Raw genomic sequence first — 18,010 nt, 5'->3', positions numbered from 1 at the left:
TCCTGAAGGGATAAAGTAAAAATCTTCCGGCAACCCCATAGCGGGTTGAATATTTTTTTTAAAAATTCCCCTTTCTTTGGAACGATGGAAAAACAAATTGACTTTCTTAATCTTGTAAATCAATGGAAAACAGTAATTTTAAATGTTCCTACTCTATATCCTGCAAAGATATTTTTCTTTCCCGGCAATTAAAAGCATTCATCTTATCACGGATGTATTTTGCATAAGACATCATCCGGGCCCTGTCGGTTTTCGACATATCCAATAGATTATTTTCGTTTTCAAACATGGAGATGGGAAGGGTCTGGAATACTTTTTTGTCCCCTTTGTGAACATAGCGCCAAATGGGGATAAAATTATACCCTGAAATGTAAGCTTTACGCTGGTTTTCATTTTTGGTCAGCTCCACTTCCAGTAAAATTCCGCCATCAGTATGAAGTTTTACCTGGCCTGAAATAAAATTCCCCAGGGAATAAGCCACCAGCCTGGTATCTGATTGTCTTTCCCCTGTTTTAAACTGTTTCACCGGTTGCACCACATGAGGATGTGATCCAATGACCATTGTGGCTCCCCATTCCAAGAGTTTAGCCGCTAAATTTTCTTCCGTTTCCAGAGGTTCTTCCGTATACTCTTTGCCCCAATGCATACAAACGATGATACCATCAGGCGACAATGCCCTGGCTTCTTTCATATCCTTTTCAATTTGGGTTTCATCCGTTTTATTGACAATCGCCGGCGGAAAGTCACGAGGGTTATTGGTTCCGTAAGTATAATTCAAAAAAACGAGTTTAAAGCCTTTTTTATACACCACAAGCGGGTAAAAAGCAGCGCGGTCTTCTTCGCTCTCGAAAGTACCTGTCTGGTAAAACCCGGCGCTATCCAAAGCTTCTATGGTATGCAGGAGGCCTTCCAGCAATGCATCGTTTGAATGATTATTGGCAGTCAGCATCATATCGAACCCGGCAGATCTCAATGCTCCGGCCAGCATATCCGGGCTTCGAAATATGGGATAGCCCAAATACGGAGGATTTCCGGGAAGGGTGAGTTCAAGGTTTCCGATAGCCAGGTCAGCCTGCTGCAACACCGGGCGTATATACTTAAAACATTCCGAAAAATCGTACATTTCCTTCCCCTTCACCTCAGCGGACTCCAGCTGTCCCTGGTGCATCATAATATCTCCGGCGAAAATTATTTTTATTTTTTTGTCTGACTGCCCAAAAGCAGAAGCTGCTGTAATGCAAAATAATACAGCCGAAAAAACGTATTTAAGTTTACACATCATTATTTTGCATTAAAGTTCTTAAGCAGCATTAATCATATTCTACGTATCTTTATCGGTAGGGAAATCATAAAATAGCCGTTTTTACTGTTATTTTCGTCTCATAAGTCACAGGATTTTCCTTATCGTTCAGGTAACCAGAAACACCATTTTCGGACACAGGGATGAGCATCTCATACCTTATGTCCCAAAGCATAATGCGCTTCATATGCCATCTGAAAACAACAATTTGCTTCGTTTTTTGCCTTTTGGTCAACGAAATTAGCAAAATCAGCAACTTGACATCCAAAAATCAGCACTAAAAAAAGAGCACTTTAATGAGATCATTCATTTTAACCCTCCTGCTATTGCCATTGTTGTATGTACCCTCAATGGCACAATGTGATGCTTATGCCGGAACTTCCACTGTTACTTATCAAGGTGGAGGCACCAATCCCTTTGTCATTTGTTACGGAGATTCGGTCGGCATCATCAATAACGGCGATTTTGTTTTGCCTCCTGGACCGAATCCGGCCCTGATGTGGGCTATTTTTGATTGCGCCCCTACCATAGACCCCTTCGACACTACTGATCCCTGCTGGCGAGGCGCCTGGACGGGTCAAAATTTCCAGCTGGAAAACGATGAGGGTGGCGTTGTGCCTTTTTTGAACGGTATCAACACCTTTTGGATCGCTCCGTTGACGGTTGACAATAATTTTTCCGGCGGATTTAACGTCGATTCTAATGGAGATGATTGTTACGATATGAATCTGAACGAATTGTACCAGATCACCTATCTGTTTGAAATTGATTTCACAAAAAGTGTGAACACTTGTACCGGCGAAGTAACCATCACCATTTCCGGTGGATACCCACAGGATTTCCCCGGCGTTTATACCGTGATCAATACCGGAGCTGGAACCCTCACCCAATCAGGGCCCTCCATGGAAATTGTAACCATCTCGGGGTTGAATACCGGAGATTCGTACAGCATCCAGATCACCGATGACGGTAACGGTTGTAGTGCTTCCTATGCAGGCGGCCCGATAACCCTGAACCAGGGTAACCCGGCTTTTAATTTCAATTCTTTTTGTGCCGGAGAAACCAACGGGCCTTCAGGGATCGCCCAAACGGGAGGAACTTTTACTTTTAATCCCAATCCCGGGGATGGCGCCACCATTGGGGCCTCATCAGGGGTAATCTCCAATGCAGTGAGCGGTTCAACCTATACGGTTCAATATACCACCGGAGGAGTCTGCCCGCAGAGCAGTACGGTAGATGTAACGGTATTTGATTCCCCCCCGGCACCAAACGTAAATCCCTCCTCTATTAATATTTGCCAGGGAGAAACCGCCACTTTTACGGCGACTGCAAGTAACGGAGGTACCCTAAACTGGTTCAATACAAACCCCGGGGTAGGGAATCCGTCTCCTGTAGCAACAGGTTCCCCTTTCACCCCTGGAATCAATACAACTATCCCTGGAGTTTATAATTTTTGGGTGACCGAAACTACCGGAGATGGATGCGAAGGGCCCTCTTCTCAGGTTACTGTTACCGTCAACAATACTCCATCAACGCCTAATGTTTCAACGCCTGCTCCTGTCTGTATGAATGAAGCCCCTCCTTTTCTTACCGCCACGGGATCAGGAGGGACGATCAACTGGTACGACAGTAACCCAAATTCAGGGTCGCCCACCCCCATTGGCACGGGAAGTCCTTTTATGCCCCCTACGAACACCAATAACCCCGGCACCACTACCTACTGGGTCACCCAAAGTAATGCCCTGGGTTGCGAAAGCCAGCCTGCAACGGTGGTCGTTACCGTAAATCAACCTCCGGGGGCTCCCGGTACAGACCAGATGGTTAATGTATGTGTAAATGACCCGGCCCCTACGCTTTCTGCTTCCGGATCGGGAGGCGTTTTCAACTGGTACAATGCAGATCCATCAGCGGGCAATGTTTTTTCTCTTTGGAATGGGAATACATTTACTCCAACCCTTAACACCTCAAGTACCGGAAGTTATTCCTTCTGGGTATCAGAATCTGATGCCGCCGGGTGCGAAGGCCCTGCCACCATGCTCACCATAACCGTAAATCCCTTGCCTTCACTGGTCGCTGCGCTGACCAATTGCGCTGCGGATCTTTTGAGCTATTCGGTGGACATAACCCTCAACAATGCAAATAATATTATGGTCAGTGAAGGCTCCTTCGTCAATAATGGCGTGGGAAGTTTTACCGTGACCGGAGTAGATGTGAATAACGATTTGACCGTAACGGCCATTAACACCTCAACGGGCTGTTCGGTCGACATTGTCATTCCTGCCCCTAATTGTCTTTGCCCAACCATTCTACCTCCTTCGAGTAACGGAAATGTTCAGATTTGTGTCGGGGATCCGATCCCGCCATTGAGCGTATCGGTAGGTCCCGGGGAAACAGCAGATTGGTACAGTAACGCCATTGGAGGAACCTTACTTGCACAAGGTACCACAACATTCACTCCTCCAGGACCGGGAACGTATTATGCGGAAACCGTCCAAATTGTCAGCGGCTGCTCCAGTTCAAGCAGAACGGCTGTAAGCCTTACGCTGTCGCCGCTCCCTGCCCTCATTGATTTCCTGGTTTATTGTTCACAGGATCTATCGACCTATACGATCGAAATTGTCGTATCCAATGCCAATGTCGTCACGGCAAGTGATGGTGATGTGGTCAATGACGGAGGAGGACTGTTCGTTATTTCCAATATTGACATCAACGTCAACATTTCTGTCCTGGCTTCCAACAGTTCCACCGGCTGTTTTAATAGTTTCGACTTTGACGCACCGGAATGTAATTGTCCCAACATTAATGCCCCCGTGAGCAATGGACCTGTGTCCATCTGTGCGGGAGATGTCATTCCTCCTTTGACGGTCACTGTAGGTGCGAACCAAACGGTGGATTGGTATAATGCTTCAACCGGAGGTACCTTGCTGCTGGCCGGATCAACCAGTTTCACACCCACGGTCGCCGGAACCTATTATGCAGAAACCAGAGACATCTCTACGGGCTGCCTGAGCGATACGCGTACCTCTTTAACCTTAACCATTTCTCCTGTACCTGTATTGACTGATACGCTCACAAGCTGTGCTGCAGATTTGCTCACCTATTCCGTATCCATTACAGTTACTAATGCCGACATTTTAACGGTGAGTGAAGGTACTGTAACGGATAACGGAGGCGGATCTTTTACCATTTCAGGTATTGACATCAATAATGACCTGGTCGTTACTGCCATGAATTCGGGCACTTCCTGTTCGGCCGCCTTTACCATCGCTGCGCCTGATTGCAATTGCCCGGATCTCGATGCCCCGGTAAGTGCCGGGGATGAAGCGATTTGTGCCGGGGATGCCCTTCCTGTGCTGAGTGTTTCGGTTGGCGCGGGCCTGACGGTAGATTGGTACAATTCGGCGACCGGAGGAATTCTTATATTGGAAGATTCCCAAACTTTTACTCCTGCAAATGCCGGAACATTTTATGCTGAAACCCGCGAAATTACCACCGGATGTGTCAGTGCCACCAGAACGCCGGTGATGCTTACCATAAATCCGTTGCCGGTATTGGATAATGCTCAAACCTCTTGTGCCCCCGACCTGCTTTCCTATACTGTTACGGTTTCCATTTCTAACGCAGACAATATTGTGGTCAGCGAAGGAAGTTTAGTGGACAACGGAGGTGGATCTTTTACCATTGCTGACATAAACATTAACAACAACCTGATCATTACAGCAAATAATACAATTACTTCCTGTAATGATGATTTTACCATCAACTTCCCGGATTGTAATTGTCCGAATACGCTGGCCCCGGTCAGCAATGGCAATATAGCCATTTGTGCCGGGGAGACTTTACCTGCTTTGAGTGTAACGGTTGGAGTAGGTGAGACTGCCGATTGGTACGATTCGGCCAATGGAGGCCTGTTACTGCTGGCGGATTCACCGTCCTTTACCCCCACGGCAGCAGGAACTTATTACGCAGAAACCAGGGAGATCAATTCCGGCTGCCTGAGTCCGACGAGAACTCCGGTCACCCTAACGATCAATCCTCTGCCAACGCTGACGAATACCCAAACAAACTGTGCTGCAGATTTGCTCACTTATTCAGTTACTGTTATTTTGAATAATACGGATAATATTTCTGTGAGTGAAGGGTCCGTAACAGATAACGGGGGGGGATCCTTTACGATTACAGGGGTGCCCGTTAATAATGATCTGATGATCACGGCAAGTAATGCCGTAACAACTTGTACGGATGATTTTATCATCACGGCTCCTGATTGTTCCTGTGGCGTCATTGACGCACCGGTAAGCGCAGGCGATGTTTCGTTCTGCACCGGGGATGCCATTCCCGCTTTGAGTGTTTCTGTGGGAGCCGGAGAAACGGTGGATTGGTACGATGCTACTACAATGGGCACCTTACTCCTTGCCGGTTCCTCAACGTACACCCCTGCAACGGTGGGCACCTATTATGCGGAGACCCGTGAAATCAATACAGGATGTCTCAGTGCGACCCGGACGGCGGTTACGCTGACTATGGATTCATTGCCTACCCTGGCTTCCAGCCAGACTGATTGCGCCCTGAACCTACAAACTTATTCCGTAACCGTTACTTTTGCGGATGCGGATAATATCTCGGTTAGTGAGGGTACTATTGTTGATAACGGAGGTGGATCTTTCACCATAAACGGAATAGATACAGACAATAACCTTATGATCACAGCCGGGAATGCAGCCACCTCGTGTACAGATGATTTCATCATCACGGCGCCTGACTGTTCCTGTCCGGTGGTGGATCCACCTGTCAGCGATGGCGATCTTACCATTTGCGGCGATGAGGTTATCCCGATACTCAGTGTTACCGTAGGACCGGGAGAAACAGTGAATTGGTATGACGCTCCTGTCGGGGGTATCCTTCTTTTGTCCAATTCAACTACTTTTGAACCTACAGTCGCCGGAACTTATTACGCTCAAACCCGGGTCATTGTCAGTGGCTGTCTCAGTGCGACCCGGACGCCTGTAACCCTGACGATCCACCCTGCTGTTGTCTTGCTGAACGGGACTCAAACAGATTGTGCTGACGATTTACTGACCTACTCTGCAACGGTTACCTTTCTCAATGCCGACAATTTAACGGTGAGTGAAGGTACCGTAACCGATAATGGAGGAGGATCATTCACCGTCTCAGGCATCACGGTCAACAATGACCTCATGTTAACGGCAATTAATACAATCACGACCTGTTCTGCTGATTTTACGATCACAGCGCCTGACTGCCCTTGTCCGGTGGTGAATCAACCTGTAAATGTTGGGGATCTATCCATTTGTGAGGGAGAGATCATCCCTGCACTCTCTGTTACCGTAGGAGCCGGGGAAACGGTCGACTGGTACGATGCCGCCGCCGGCGGAACATTGCTGCTGGCAGGTTCTACTTCATTCACGCCTTCCGTAGCAGGGACTTACCATGCAGAAACCCGTAACCTTGTGAACGGTTGCGTCAGTGATTCGAGAACTCCGGTGACCTTTACCATAAACGAATTACCGGGGCTTTCAGTCGCCCTTGCCATGGATCCGCTTTGCGGTCTGGATAATGGTTCCATTACGTTGGTAGGCATTGGCGGACAAGCACCCTACGAATACCAGATCGATGGACAGGGATTTTCCAATAATGCCATTTTCAACAACCTGGCTGCCGCTTCATTCAGCTTTGAAGTCCGCGATGATAATGGTTGTCTTGGTACGATCGACACTTCCCTGGCAGCGCCTGTTGGGGTTACTGCCCTTGCCAATGTAACGGATACCCTGACCTGTGCCACTACCTCCGTCACCCTTGACGGAAACCAGACCACTTCCGACGGAACGGTTACCTATGAGTGGATTTTCAACGGAGCAGTGATTTCCACCCAGGTCACGGCACAAGCTTCGGAGCCAGGCATGTATATTCTCAATGCTATTCAGGATGCCTGTTCCAGCGCCGACACCATTTTTGTGGCTCAAAATCTTTCTCCGGGACTTGAGGCTGTTTTACAAAGTGAAAACCAGCTGGACTGCAACATTACCAGCGCCACGCTTGACGGCACCGCTTCAAGCTCGGGAGGAGAAATTTCCTATGCATGGTACTTAGATGACAATGTCATCAACGGAGCTGTGGCCAACACTTATGAAGCCAATACAGAAGGATCATATATTTTGGTGGTAACGGATGAACATACAGGCTGTTTTGTTTCTGACACTTTAGTTTTACTTAATAACGAAAATTATCCGGTGGCCAATGCCGGAGAGGATGGCACCATCACCTGTGTAATCAATAGTATTCTGGCTGACGGGTCAGGTTCTCAATCCGGCCCCTCCATTGTTTACCAATGGTTCGACCCTACAGGCAATCCGGTGAACGGAGCTAATCAGAATACATTGTCGATAAACGCTCCCGGAGCCTATTCCCTGATGGTGCAAGACACCACTAATGGTTGTTTCAATACGGATGAAATGATCGTTTCAACGGATCTCACCCCGCCTGTGGCTGATGCCGGGGAGCAGATGCAACTCGACTGTAATGAAACCACCCTTCCCCTCAATGGGCAAGGGTCATCCACCGGTGGGCAATACTCCTATGAATGGTCCACGGAGGTGCCCGGAACCGGCATAATCCTTTCCGGAACCAACACTCTCAGTCCACTCATTGGCGGGCCGGGCAATTATTACCTTACGGTAACCAACAACAATAACGGCTGTACAGCCAGCGATGCCACCTTTGTCACAGAGGTGACTACTATTCCTACTGACTTTAATGTCTTTTCTGAAGACGCCGGGTGTTATGGAGAATCCAATGGTTTCATCAGCATTGCCGCCCAAAACCAGGGGCTTCAGATACTTTATGCGTTCGATGATCAGCCTTTCTCTTCCAATACCCAGTTCACCAGCCTCCCGGCAGGAAGTTATGATATCACGGCAGAGGATGCCAATGGTTGCCAGTGGGATACCACAGTCATCATTCAGCAAGGTATTGAATTGCAGCTCGATCTGGGCGAAGATATTTTCATCCAGCTTGGGGATAGCGTTCATCTGCAGCCCGTGATCAACTTCCCGGAAGCTTCCATTGCTAATCTGAACTGGTCGAATCGCGACCTGTTGTGGTGCCCGGACTGCTTCGATCCGCTGACCATTGCTTTGATCAACACCTCCTCCTTTCAACTGGATATTGTGGATTCACAAGGTTGTGCCACTTCGGACGATATCACCGTTTTTGTGGATAAAACCAGGAGAGTTTTCATTCCCAATGCCTTTTCGCCCAACGGCGACGGCAACAATGATTTATTGGTAATATATTCAGGCAATGATGTGGTCAAGGTGAAGAGTTTTATCATTATGAACCGCTGGGGGGAACTGGTTTTTGAAAGGTACCAATTCCCGACCAATGCCGAGGATTATGGGTGGAACGGTAGTTTCCGTGGCAACCCAATGAATTCAGGTGTTTTTGTTTATGTGGCCGAGATCGAATTCATAGATGGGGAGACGGAAATCTACTCCGGAGATGTGATTTTGATGAGGTAGGCAACTTATTAAATTTAACAGACCAACTTACATAATTAAGCAACCTTTCCCACCATCCAGACGACCAGAATGCCGTCTGGATGGTGTTTTTTTTAAGATAGGTATAAGAGAAATCTCTGTTTGGATTTCGGAAGTTACCACGCATCACTTGACCGAAATTTAGTTCCTGCCCCACGAAAAAGACCAGCGGAAAAATTCATTTCCAGGCCCTTTTTAGAACAAACACTGCTCAATTTCTTAAAAAACAATATCTTCGATAAAAAATTTGACACCATGACGCGTAAGCTTACTATTACCACTACACTACTTGTTTGGACTATTGCTCTGTGGGGTCAAACCCCCACCCCCCAGGATTGCCTTGGTGCCATCCCTGTTTGTCAGACGGTTATTTATGAACCTGTTCCCGGTTCAGGGGAGGGTAATTACACCAATGAAATCAACACAACCACTACGTGTGTATCCGGAGAATCCAATTCCATTTGGTACACCTTTACGGCCAACACCAATGGAAATTTGAACTTTGTCATTACCCCGGATGATCTCAATGACGATTATGACTGGATACTTTTTGACATTACCAATGCAACTTGTGGTGATATTTTAAACGATCCTTCTTTGGTGGTAAGTTGTAATGCTGCCGGAGGTGTAGGATGCCATGGTCCTACAGGGGCCACCGGAGCATCCCCTTATAATGACCAGGGGGGCGGTTGCGGAAGTGTTATTCCCTCTCAGAATGCAGGTTTTTCGGCGTTTAATGACGTTGTCCCGATGGCTGCAGGAAACACTTATGTACTAATGGTTGCCAACTGGACGGGGTCAAACAATGGTTATACCCTCGACTTTAGTGCTTCTACCGGGATCGGTATTTTTGACTCTACCCCTCCAACCGTAGCTTCCGTTACTTTTCCGGATGAGTGCGATGAAAATACCATAATCGTTGAATTTTCAGAATATATCCAGTGCAGTACGATAGATGACCTCAATTTTCAGCTTACCGGAACCGGTGGACCATACACCGTCACGCTTTCCTCCAACGCATGTGACCTGGGAGGAAACCAGGATAACTTTTTCACGCTTACAGTCAATCCTTTCCTGGATCCAATGGGTACTTACACGCTTAACATGCTCGCCAATGGTTCCACAGAAGTGCTTGATCTATGTGACAATCCTGCCGCGGCCACCTCATTTAATTTTAGTACAAATATCTCGCTGGCCAACGGGCCTTCGATCATCCCCGGTGTGATTAATGTGTGTATGGGAGAAACCGTTACCATATCACCTTTCAGCAATAACGGCACTCCCTCACCAATGTTTAATTTTTATGGAGATGCCGCTCTAAACAACCTTTTATTCAGTGGATCCTCCTATTCTTTTACCGGCAACTCCTCCACCTTTGTTTACGTAACAGAATTTTTAGGAATCTGTGAAAGCCCCGTAACAAATGTTACCGTAAATGTACTTTCAGAACCTTTACCTCCTGCAGCCTCCTCCCCGGCACCGATATGCGCGGGAGACCCGGCACCAACCCTGACCGCCACAAGTTCCGGAGGTACCCTGCTCTGGTATAGCAGCGACCCGACAATAGGGAATCCCCCTTCCATCGGGATTGGACCTTCATTTACCCCAAACATAAACACCAGTAACGTGGGAAGCTTCAATTTTTGGGTGATAGAATCTGCGGGAAGCAATTGTGTGAGCAGTCCAACGATGGTTACCATCACTATTTTGAACGCTCCTGCACAGCCAACGGGCAATACCTTTTACGAGATATGTGCCAATGACCCTGTGCCCGCTTTTTCCGTTAACGGACAAGGAGGAACACTAAACTGGTACAATAGCAACCCGACTTCAGGAAATCCTGCTTCGATTGGAACGGGTAGTCCTTTCACGCCTGGCATCAACAACTCCACCTCCGGAAGTTATGTCTTTTGGGTCACTGAAACGCTGGGAACCAGTTGTGAAAGTCCCCCTTTACAGGTTGAACTTGAGGTCAACCCCACTCCTGTATTTATCGACGCGCAACTCAATTGTTCGGCAGATCTTTTGACTTACACGGCCGACTTAAACTTTTCCAATACAGATAACATTACCGTAAACGATGGTACCGTTCAAAATAATGGCGGGGGCAGTTTTACCGTCTCAGGCATCGACCCTGCCAACAACCTGACCGTTACGGCGGTAAACAATGCCAATGGTTGTGATATCACCCTCAATTTTACCGCTCCTGATTGTAGCTGTCCTGATGTGCAGGCTCCCATGAGTAACGGGGATGTTCAAATTTGTGACGGAGACCCCATCCCTGCCCTGAGTGTAAGTGTTGGAGCCGGAGAAACTGCTAATTGGTACAGTGCCGCCACGGGAGGCACACTGCTCGCACAGGGAACGACTTCTTTTACTCCGCCCGGACCCGGCACCTATTATGCCGAAGCCATCGGGGGGATCAACGCATGTACCAGCATGTCGCGAACAGCGGTGTCGCTGACCATCAACCCGCTCCCAACCATAAACAGTTCCACCGCTGATTGTGCATTGGATCTGCTGAGTTATGTAGTCACCGTTTCCCTTACCAATGCTGCAAATATTTCTGTCAACAGCGGTAACGTCACCAACAACGGGGGAGGATCCTTTACCATCACCGGCATCGCTGTCAATACGGACCTCAATATCACGGCAACCAATGCTGACGTAACATGCTCAGACACTTTTATCGTTCCGGCGCCCGATTGTAGCTGCCCGGATGTTGATGCTCCCGTCAGCAACGGGGATCTTGAGGTTTGTAATGGTGATCCTTTTCCTGCCCTAAGCGTAATGGTCGGAGCAGGAGAAACTGTCGATTGGTATAGTGCAGCCTCGGGAGGAACTTTACTGGCACAGGGTACTCTTTCGTTTACCCCTTCCGGAGCAGGTACTTATTATGTCGAAACACGTGTAATCGTCAACGGATGTGTCAGTGCGGTCAGAACCCCCGTGACATTAACCATCAATCCTTTACCAGCCCTGATCAACTCTCAGACCGATTGCTCCCTGGACCTACTTTCCTATAGCATAACCCTCCAGGTGAGCAATGCCGATAATATATTGGCCAGTAATGGCACCGTCACCAATAATGGCGGCGGGAATTTTACGATAAGTAATATCGATATCAATACGGATATATCTGTTTTAGCGGTAAATAATATCACAGGATGCGTAAATAGTTTTGACTTTAATACCCCTAATTGCCCCTGTCCGTTTATCAATGCTCCAGTTAGCAACGGCAATCTTTCGATATGCGTCGGAGATCCTTTCCCAGCGTTAACTGTAAACGTTGGACCCGGGGAAACAGTAGACTGGTACAGTGCGGCTGTCGGTGGAACATTGCTGGCCCAGGGCACTACTGCCTATACTCCATCCGGAGCGGGAACCTATTACGCCCAGACCCGGGTGACCGTCAATGGTTGCACCAGCACAAGAACTGCGGTCAGCCTCGTAATAAACCCATTACCAAACCTGGTGAATTCACAAACCGACTGTTCTGCGGATTTATTGACTTATACTATTTCGATCACCGTAAACAATGCGGATGATCTTCAGTCTAGTTCCGGAAGCATCACCAATAATGGCGGAGGAAACTTTACCATTTCAGGCATAGATATCAATACAAATATTTCTGTTTTGGCAACCAATTCAGCAACCAACTGCTTTACCAGTTTTGACTTCAATGCTCCGGATTGCAATTGCCCTGACATCACTGCCCCGATAAGTAATGGAAACGTTTCAATTTGTAATGGAGAGCCCATTCCTTCGTTGAGTGTCAATGTGGGAGCAGGCCTTTCTGTAGACTGGTATAGCGCCTTTTCAGGTGGAACCCTGCTGCTTTCCGGATCCAACTCTTATACCCCGAATGCCGCGGGCACTTATTTTGCACAAAGCGTGGATAGCAATACAGGTTGTACCAGTGACAGCAGAACAGCCGTAACCCTTGTCATTAACCCGCTTCCAGCCCTGACGGATGTCCAGGCTGCCTGTGCTCCTGACCTTTTAACCTATTCGGTGGACATTATGGTTACCGATGCCGATATCGTTTCCCCGAGTGAAGGAATCGTCACCGATAACGGCGGCGGCTCCTTTACCATTTCAGGGATTACTTCCAATACCAACATTACCCTTCAGGTGAGCAATTCCACCACGGGATGTGCTGAAAATTTTGATATCGACGCTCCCGTATGCGGTTGTGCCAATATCAGCGCCCCGGTAAGTGGCGGCGATGTGGCCATTTGTGACGGGGATGTCATTCCCGCCCTTACGGTAACCGTAGGTGTCGGAGAAACCGTTGACTGGTATGATGCGGCCACAGGCGGAACACTTTTATTGGCCAATGCTACTTCATTCACGCCAACAGGAGCCGGAACCTTCTTTGCCGAAACAAGAGAAACCAGCACAGGTTGCCTCAGTTCGACACGTACTCCTGTAACCCTGACCATCAATCCGGTACCGGCATTTGTCAATGCTCAAACGAGTTGCGCAGTAGACCTGCTTACTTACGAAGTGACTGTAACCCTGACCAACACCGGTAACATAACGGTAAGCGAGGGTACCGTGACCGATAACGGAGGCGGTTCTTTTACCATCACAGGTATTGATATAGGCAATGATCTGATCATTACAGCTAGTAATCTTACGTCCACCTGTAACGATGATTTCACCATTCAGGCACCGAATTGTAACTGTCCCAACATCAATATACCAGTCAGTGACGGCGACATGGCCATTTGTGCCGGGGAGACAATTCCTGCGCTAACCGTCACCGTAGGTGTCGGGGAAACCGTTGACTGGTATGATGCAGCGACAGATGGAACGCTTTTGCTTTCTGACGCGCTTTCTTTCACGCCTGCCGGAGCAGGAACCTTCTACGCTGAAACAAGAGAAATTGCCACCGGGTGCCTTAGCGCAACAAGAACTCCAGTTACCTTAACAATTAACCCTGTACCGGCTTTGATCGACATGCAAACCAGCTGTGCTCCTGATTTGCTTTCTTATGAAGTGACGGTTGACCTGGCCAGTACCGGCAACATTACGGTAAGTGAAGGCACCGTGACCGATAATGGTGGTGGATCCTTTACGATCACAGGCATTGACACCAACAATGACCTGATGATCACGGCAAACAATGCTAACGGAACCTGTAGTGATGATTTTACGGTTACTCACCCCAATTGCAATTGTCCAGCCATCAATGCGCCCGTGAGTGGCGGGGATGTGGTCATTTGTGACGGGGAAGCGATTGCACCGCTCATGGTCACTGTCGATGCAGGAGTTACAGTAGACTGGTACAATGCCGCTACAGGAGGTATCCTGCTTTTGGCTAATTCTGTCTCTATTTCAACCACTGCCAACGGCACCTATTATGCCCAGGCAAGAGAATCATCATCCGGATGCCTCAGTGCTGTCCGGACTCCGGTTATCCTTACGGTTAACCCTTTGCCTGCAATATTGAGCAGCCAGGCTAATTGTGCTGCTGATTTGTTGACTTATTCCGTTACCATTACATTTTCGGATGCTGACAACATTGTAACCAGTGAAGGTAACGTCACCGATAATGGAGGCGGTTCTTTTACCATTTCAGGGATCGATCCAGCCAATGATCTGATGATCACAGCGAACAACTCTGTCACTTCATGCAGTGATGATTTCATTATTACGGCTCCGGATTGTTCCTGCCCTGTAGTGAATGCCCCGGTTAGTGACGGGGATATAGCCATTTGTTCCGGAGAAACCCTTCCAGCGCTAACCGTAACCGTCGGGGCAGGTGAAACCGTTGACTGGTACGATGCTGCAACCGGAGGTACACTGCTGCTCGCCGATTCCCCTTCCTACACGCCGCCAGGAGCCGGCACTTATTTTGCCGAAACCAGGGAGATCAATTCCGGTTGCCTCAGTAGCGTCCGGACTGCCGTTTTACTAACCATCAATCCGTTACCCACGCTGATCAGCAGCCAGGCTGATTGTGCCCTGGATCTCCAAAGTTATACGGTGACTGTATCTTTCACGGATGCCGATAATATCATAGTGAGCGAGGGAATAGTCACGGATAATGGCGGAGGATCATTCACGATTTCTGGAATAACCCCTGCCAATAATCTTGTGATCACTGCCGGTAACCTGGCCACTACCTGTAATGATGATTTCACCATTCCTGCGCCGGACTGTTCATGCCCTATGGTAGCCGAACCTGTAAGCGATGGCGATGCCACGATCTGTGCCGATGAGGTTATTCCTGCGTTGACAGTAACCGTTGGGGCCGGAGAAACCGTTGACTGGTACGATGCCGCAACCGGAGGCACGCTGCTCCTTGCTGATTCCCCTACCTATACGCCGGGTGCTGCAGGAACCTATTATGCGGAAACACGGATTGTGGTAAACGGTTGTATCAGTGCCATCAGGACTGCGGTCACTTTAACCATTAATTCTCTGCCGGCATTGATCACCAGCCAGGCAGATTGTGCTTTGGATCTTCAGACTTATACGGTGACCGTTACCTTATCGGATACCGATAATATAACCGCCAGTGAAGGGAGTGTAGTGGACAACGGGGGAGGATCCTTTACCATTTCAGGTATAAATATCCAGAATGATATTATGTTGACGGCCGGAAACTCCGTCACTTCCTGTACGGCTGATTTTACGATTATTGCACCGGATTGTTCATGTCCTTCTGTGGATGCTCCCATTTCAGACGGGGATGCTGCTATTTGTGAAGGGGGGATTATTCCAACGCTGACGGTCACCGTTGCCGCCGGACAGACTGTAGATTGGTATGATGCAGCTTCGGGAGGGATACTTCTTCTGGCTGATTCGTCAGCTTTCACGCCAACGGCTGCCGGCACCTATTTTGCAGAAACCCGTGATTTGGTCAACGGATGTCTCAGTGATACACGAACTGGCGTAACCTTTACCATAAACGAATTGCCAACGCTAGCCGTAACTGACGCGGTAGATCCTGGTTGCGGACTCGACAACGGTTCTATCACACTCCAGGGTGTAGGAGGGCAGGCGCCTTATCAATACCAGATCGATGCCCAGGGCTTTGTAGCCAATGCCACTTTTGGCAACCTTGCTGCGGCCTCTTTCAGTTTCGATGTACAGGATGATAACGGTTGTCTTGGCACCGCAGATACCAGTCTTATGGCTCCTGTCGGGGTTATGGCTGTGGCTAATGTGACCGACACCCTGACTTGTGCCACCACCTCTGTTACCATCGATGGTAACCAGACTACTTCGGATGGCCCTGTTACTTACGAATGGACTTTTGGCGGAAATGTCATCTCTTCAACAATAACAGCACAAGCCTCCGAGCCCGGCATGTATATCCTCCAGGCTTTCCAGGATGCGTGTTCAAGTGCCGATACGATTATGGTGGCCCAAAATCTGTCTCCCGGCCTTCAGGCTGTATTACAAACTGAAAATCAACTGGATTGCAACATCACGAGTGCTACTCTTGACGGGGCAGCTTCCAGTGCCGGCGCAGAGATCTCCTACCAGTGGTTTTGGAACGGCACAACCATCAACGGGGCCACCGGCAATACTTACGAAGCCACGACGGAAGGGACTTACATCCTGAATGTCACCGATGATCATACAGGGTGTGTCGTAGCCGACACTTTGATCCTGCTCAACAATGAAAGTTATCCGGTAGCCAATGCCGGTAGCGATGGCACATTGACCTGCACGGTCAATAGCATTCTCGCCGACGGATCCAATTCACAGGCAGGAACGGCAATTGTTTACCAGTGGCTCAATGCTGCCGGCAATCCTATTGCAGGGGCAACCCAGGATACGCTGACCGTCTTCACGGCGGGCACTTACACCCTCATGGTTCAGGACACCATCAACGGGTGTGCCAATACGGATGCGATGACCGTAACGGCTAATTTAACACCGCCGATTGCCAATGCCGGACAGCAGATGCAACTTGATTGTAATGAAGTCACCCTTTCCCTCAACGGACAGGGATCATCGTCTGGCGGACAATATTCCTATACATGGTCAACGGATGTGCCAGGAACTGGTATGATCCTTTCCGGAGCCAATACCCTTAGTCCGCTCATCGGTGGCCCGGGGAATTATTACCTTATGGTCACCAACAACGATAACGGATGTTCTGCTTCGGATGCTACTTTTGTAACTCAGGTGAACACCATTCCAACAGATTTCGTGGTGTTATCCGAGGATGCCGGTTGTTATGGTGAGACCAATGGCTTCATTACCATCTCTGCGCAGAACCAGGGGCTTCAGATACTCTATGCCCTGAATGACCAGCCTTTCTCTTCCAATGCTCAGTACACCAGTCTTGCCGCAGGAAGTTACGACCTCACCGCTGAGGATGCAAATGGTTGTCAGTGGGATACCACGGTGATCATCCAGGAAGGCATCGAATTACAGCTGGATCTGGGTGAAGATTTGTTCATACAGCTCGGTGACAGCGTTCACCTACAGCCACTGATCAATTTCCCGCAAGACTCCATCTCCACCCTGAACTGGTCGAACCGTGACCTGTTGTGGTGTCCGGATTGTTTCGATCCGCTTACCCTTCCTTTAGTCAATACCTCCACCTTCCAGCTGGATATTGCCGATACGGATGGTTGCACCGCTTCAGATAATGTTACCATTTTTGTGGACAAAACAAGGAGGGTTTTCATTCCCAATGTATTCTCCCCAAATGCTGACGGCAACAATGATCTGTTGGTGATTCATTCCGGCAAGGATGTGGTAAAGGTGAAGAGTTTTATCATTTTGAACCGCTGGGGGGAGATGGTCTTTGAACAATATAATTTCAATACCAATAATGATTCCTCCGGATGGGATGGTAAATTCAGAGGCCAATTCCTCAACGCCGGTGTTTTTGTTTATGTGGCAGAAATTGAATTCAAGGACGGGAAAGTGGAAATCTATTCCGGGGATGTGACACTTATGCGATAAACGTTTTCTCCCGGAAAGGAAGCCTTAAATAAGGAACCTTCAACATGAGTAATCCCGAATTTTTTAATTCAAACGGATGCTGAAAATATATTCAACTTCTTCAGACCTGTCTACTTGGCATCGCTGGTAAACAGGTCTGAAAGAGTTGAATGTAATCTGTTTTGAATTTAAAAAAAAGTTATAAATATCTGACAATCAGTTTGTTAAAAAGATA

Annotated in this window: 3 protein-coding genes; 2 read left to right on the top strand and 1 reads right to left on the bottom strand. The window is 48.4% G+C overall.

What is annotated here, in order from left to right; translation table 11 throughout:
• Positions 1-148 precede the first annotated feature (148 nt).
• Positions 149-1,282, bottom strand: a complete 1,134-nt coding sequence (locus H6571_13010; GenBank protein MCB9324652.1) for a CapA family protein — start codon at positions 1,280-1,282, stop codon at positions 149-151.
• 314 nt (positions 1,283-1,596) lie between these two features.
• On the opposite strand from H6571_13010, the gene H6571_13005 reads away from it, so the two are divergent.
• Positions 1,597-8,838, top strand: a complete 7,242-nt coding sequence (locus tag H6571_13005) for a gliding motility-associated C-terminal domain-containing protein (protein MCB9324651.1) — start codon at positions 1,597-1,599, stop codon at positions 8,836-8,838.
• Between the two features lie 273 nt (positions 8,839-9,111).
• Complete coding sequence (locus tag H6571_13000; protein MCB9324650.1) at positions 9,112-17,796, top strand: gliding motility-associated C-terminal domain-containing protein; 8,685 nt, start codon at positions 9,112-9,114, stop codon at positions 17,794-17,796.
• Positions 17,797-18,010 lie beyond the last annotated feature (214 nt).

This window comes from Lewinellaceae bacterium (assembly GCA_020636105.1).
GTDB lineage: Bacteria > Bacteroidota > Bacteroidia > Chitinophagales > Saprospiraceae > BCD1.
The sequence above is the reverse complement of the archived record's forward strand: the minus strand, read 5'-3'. Positions and strand labels throughout refer to the sequence as shown.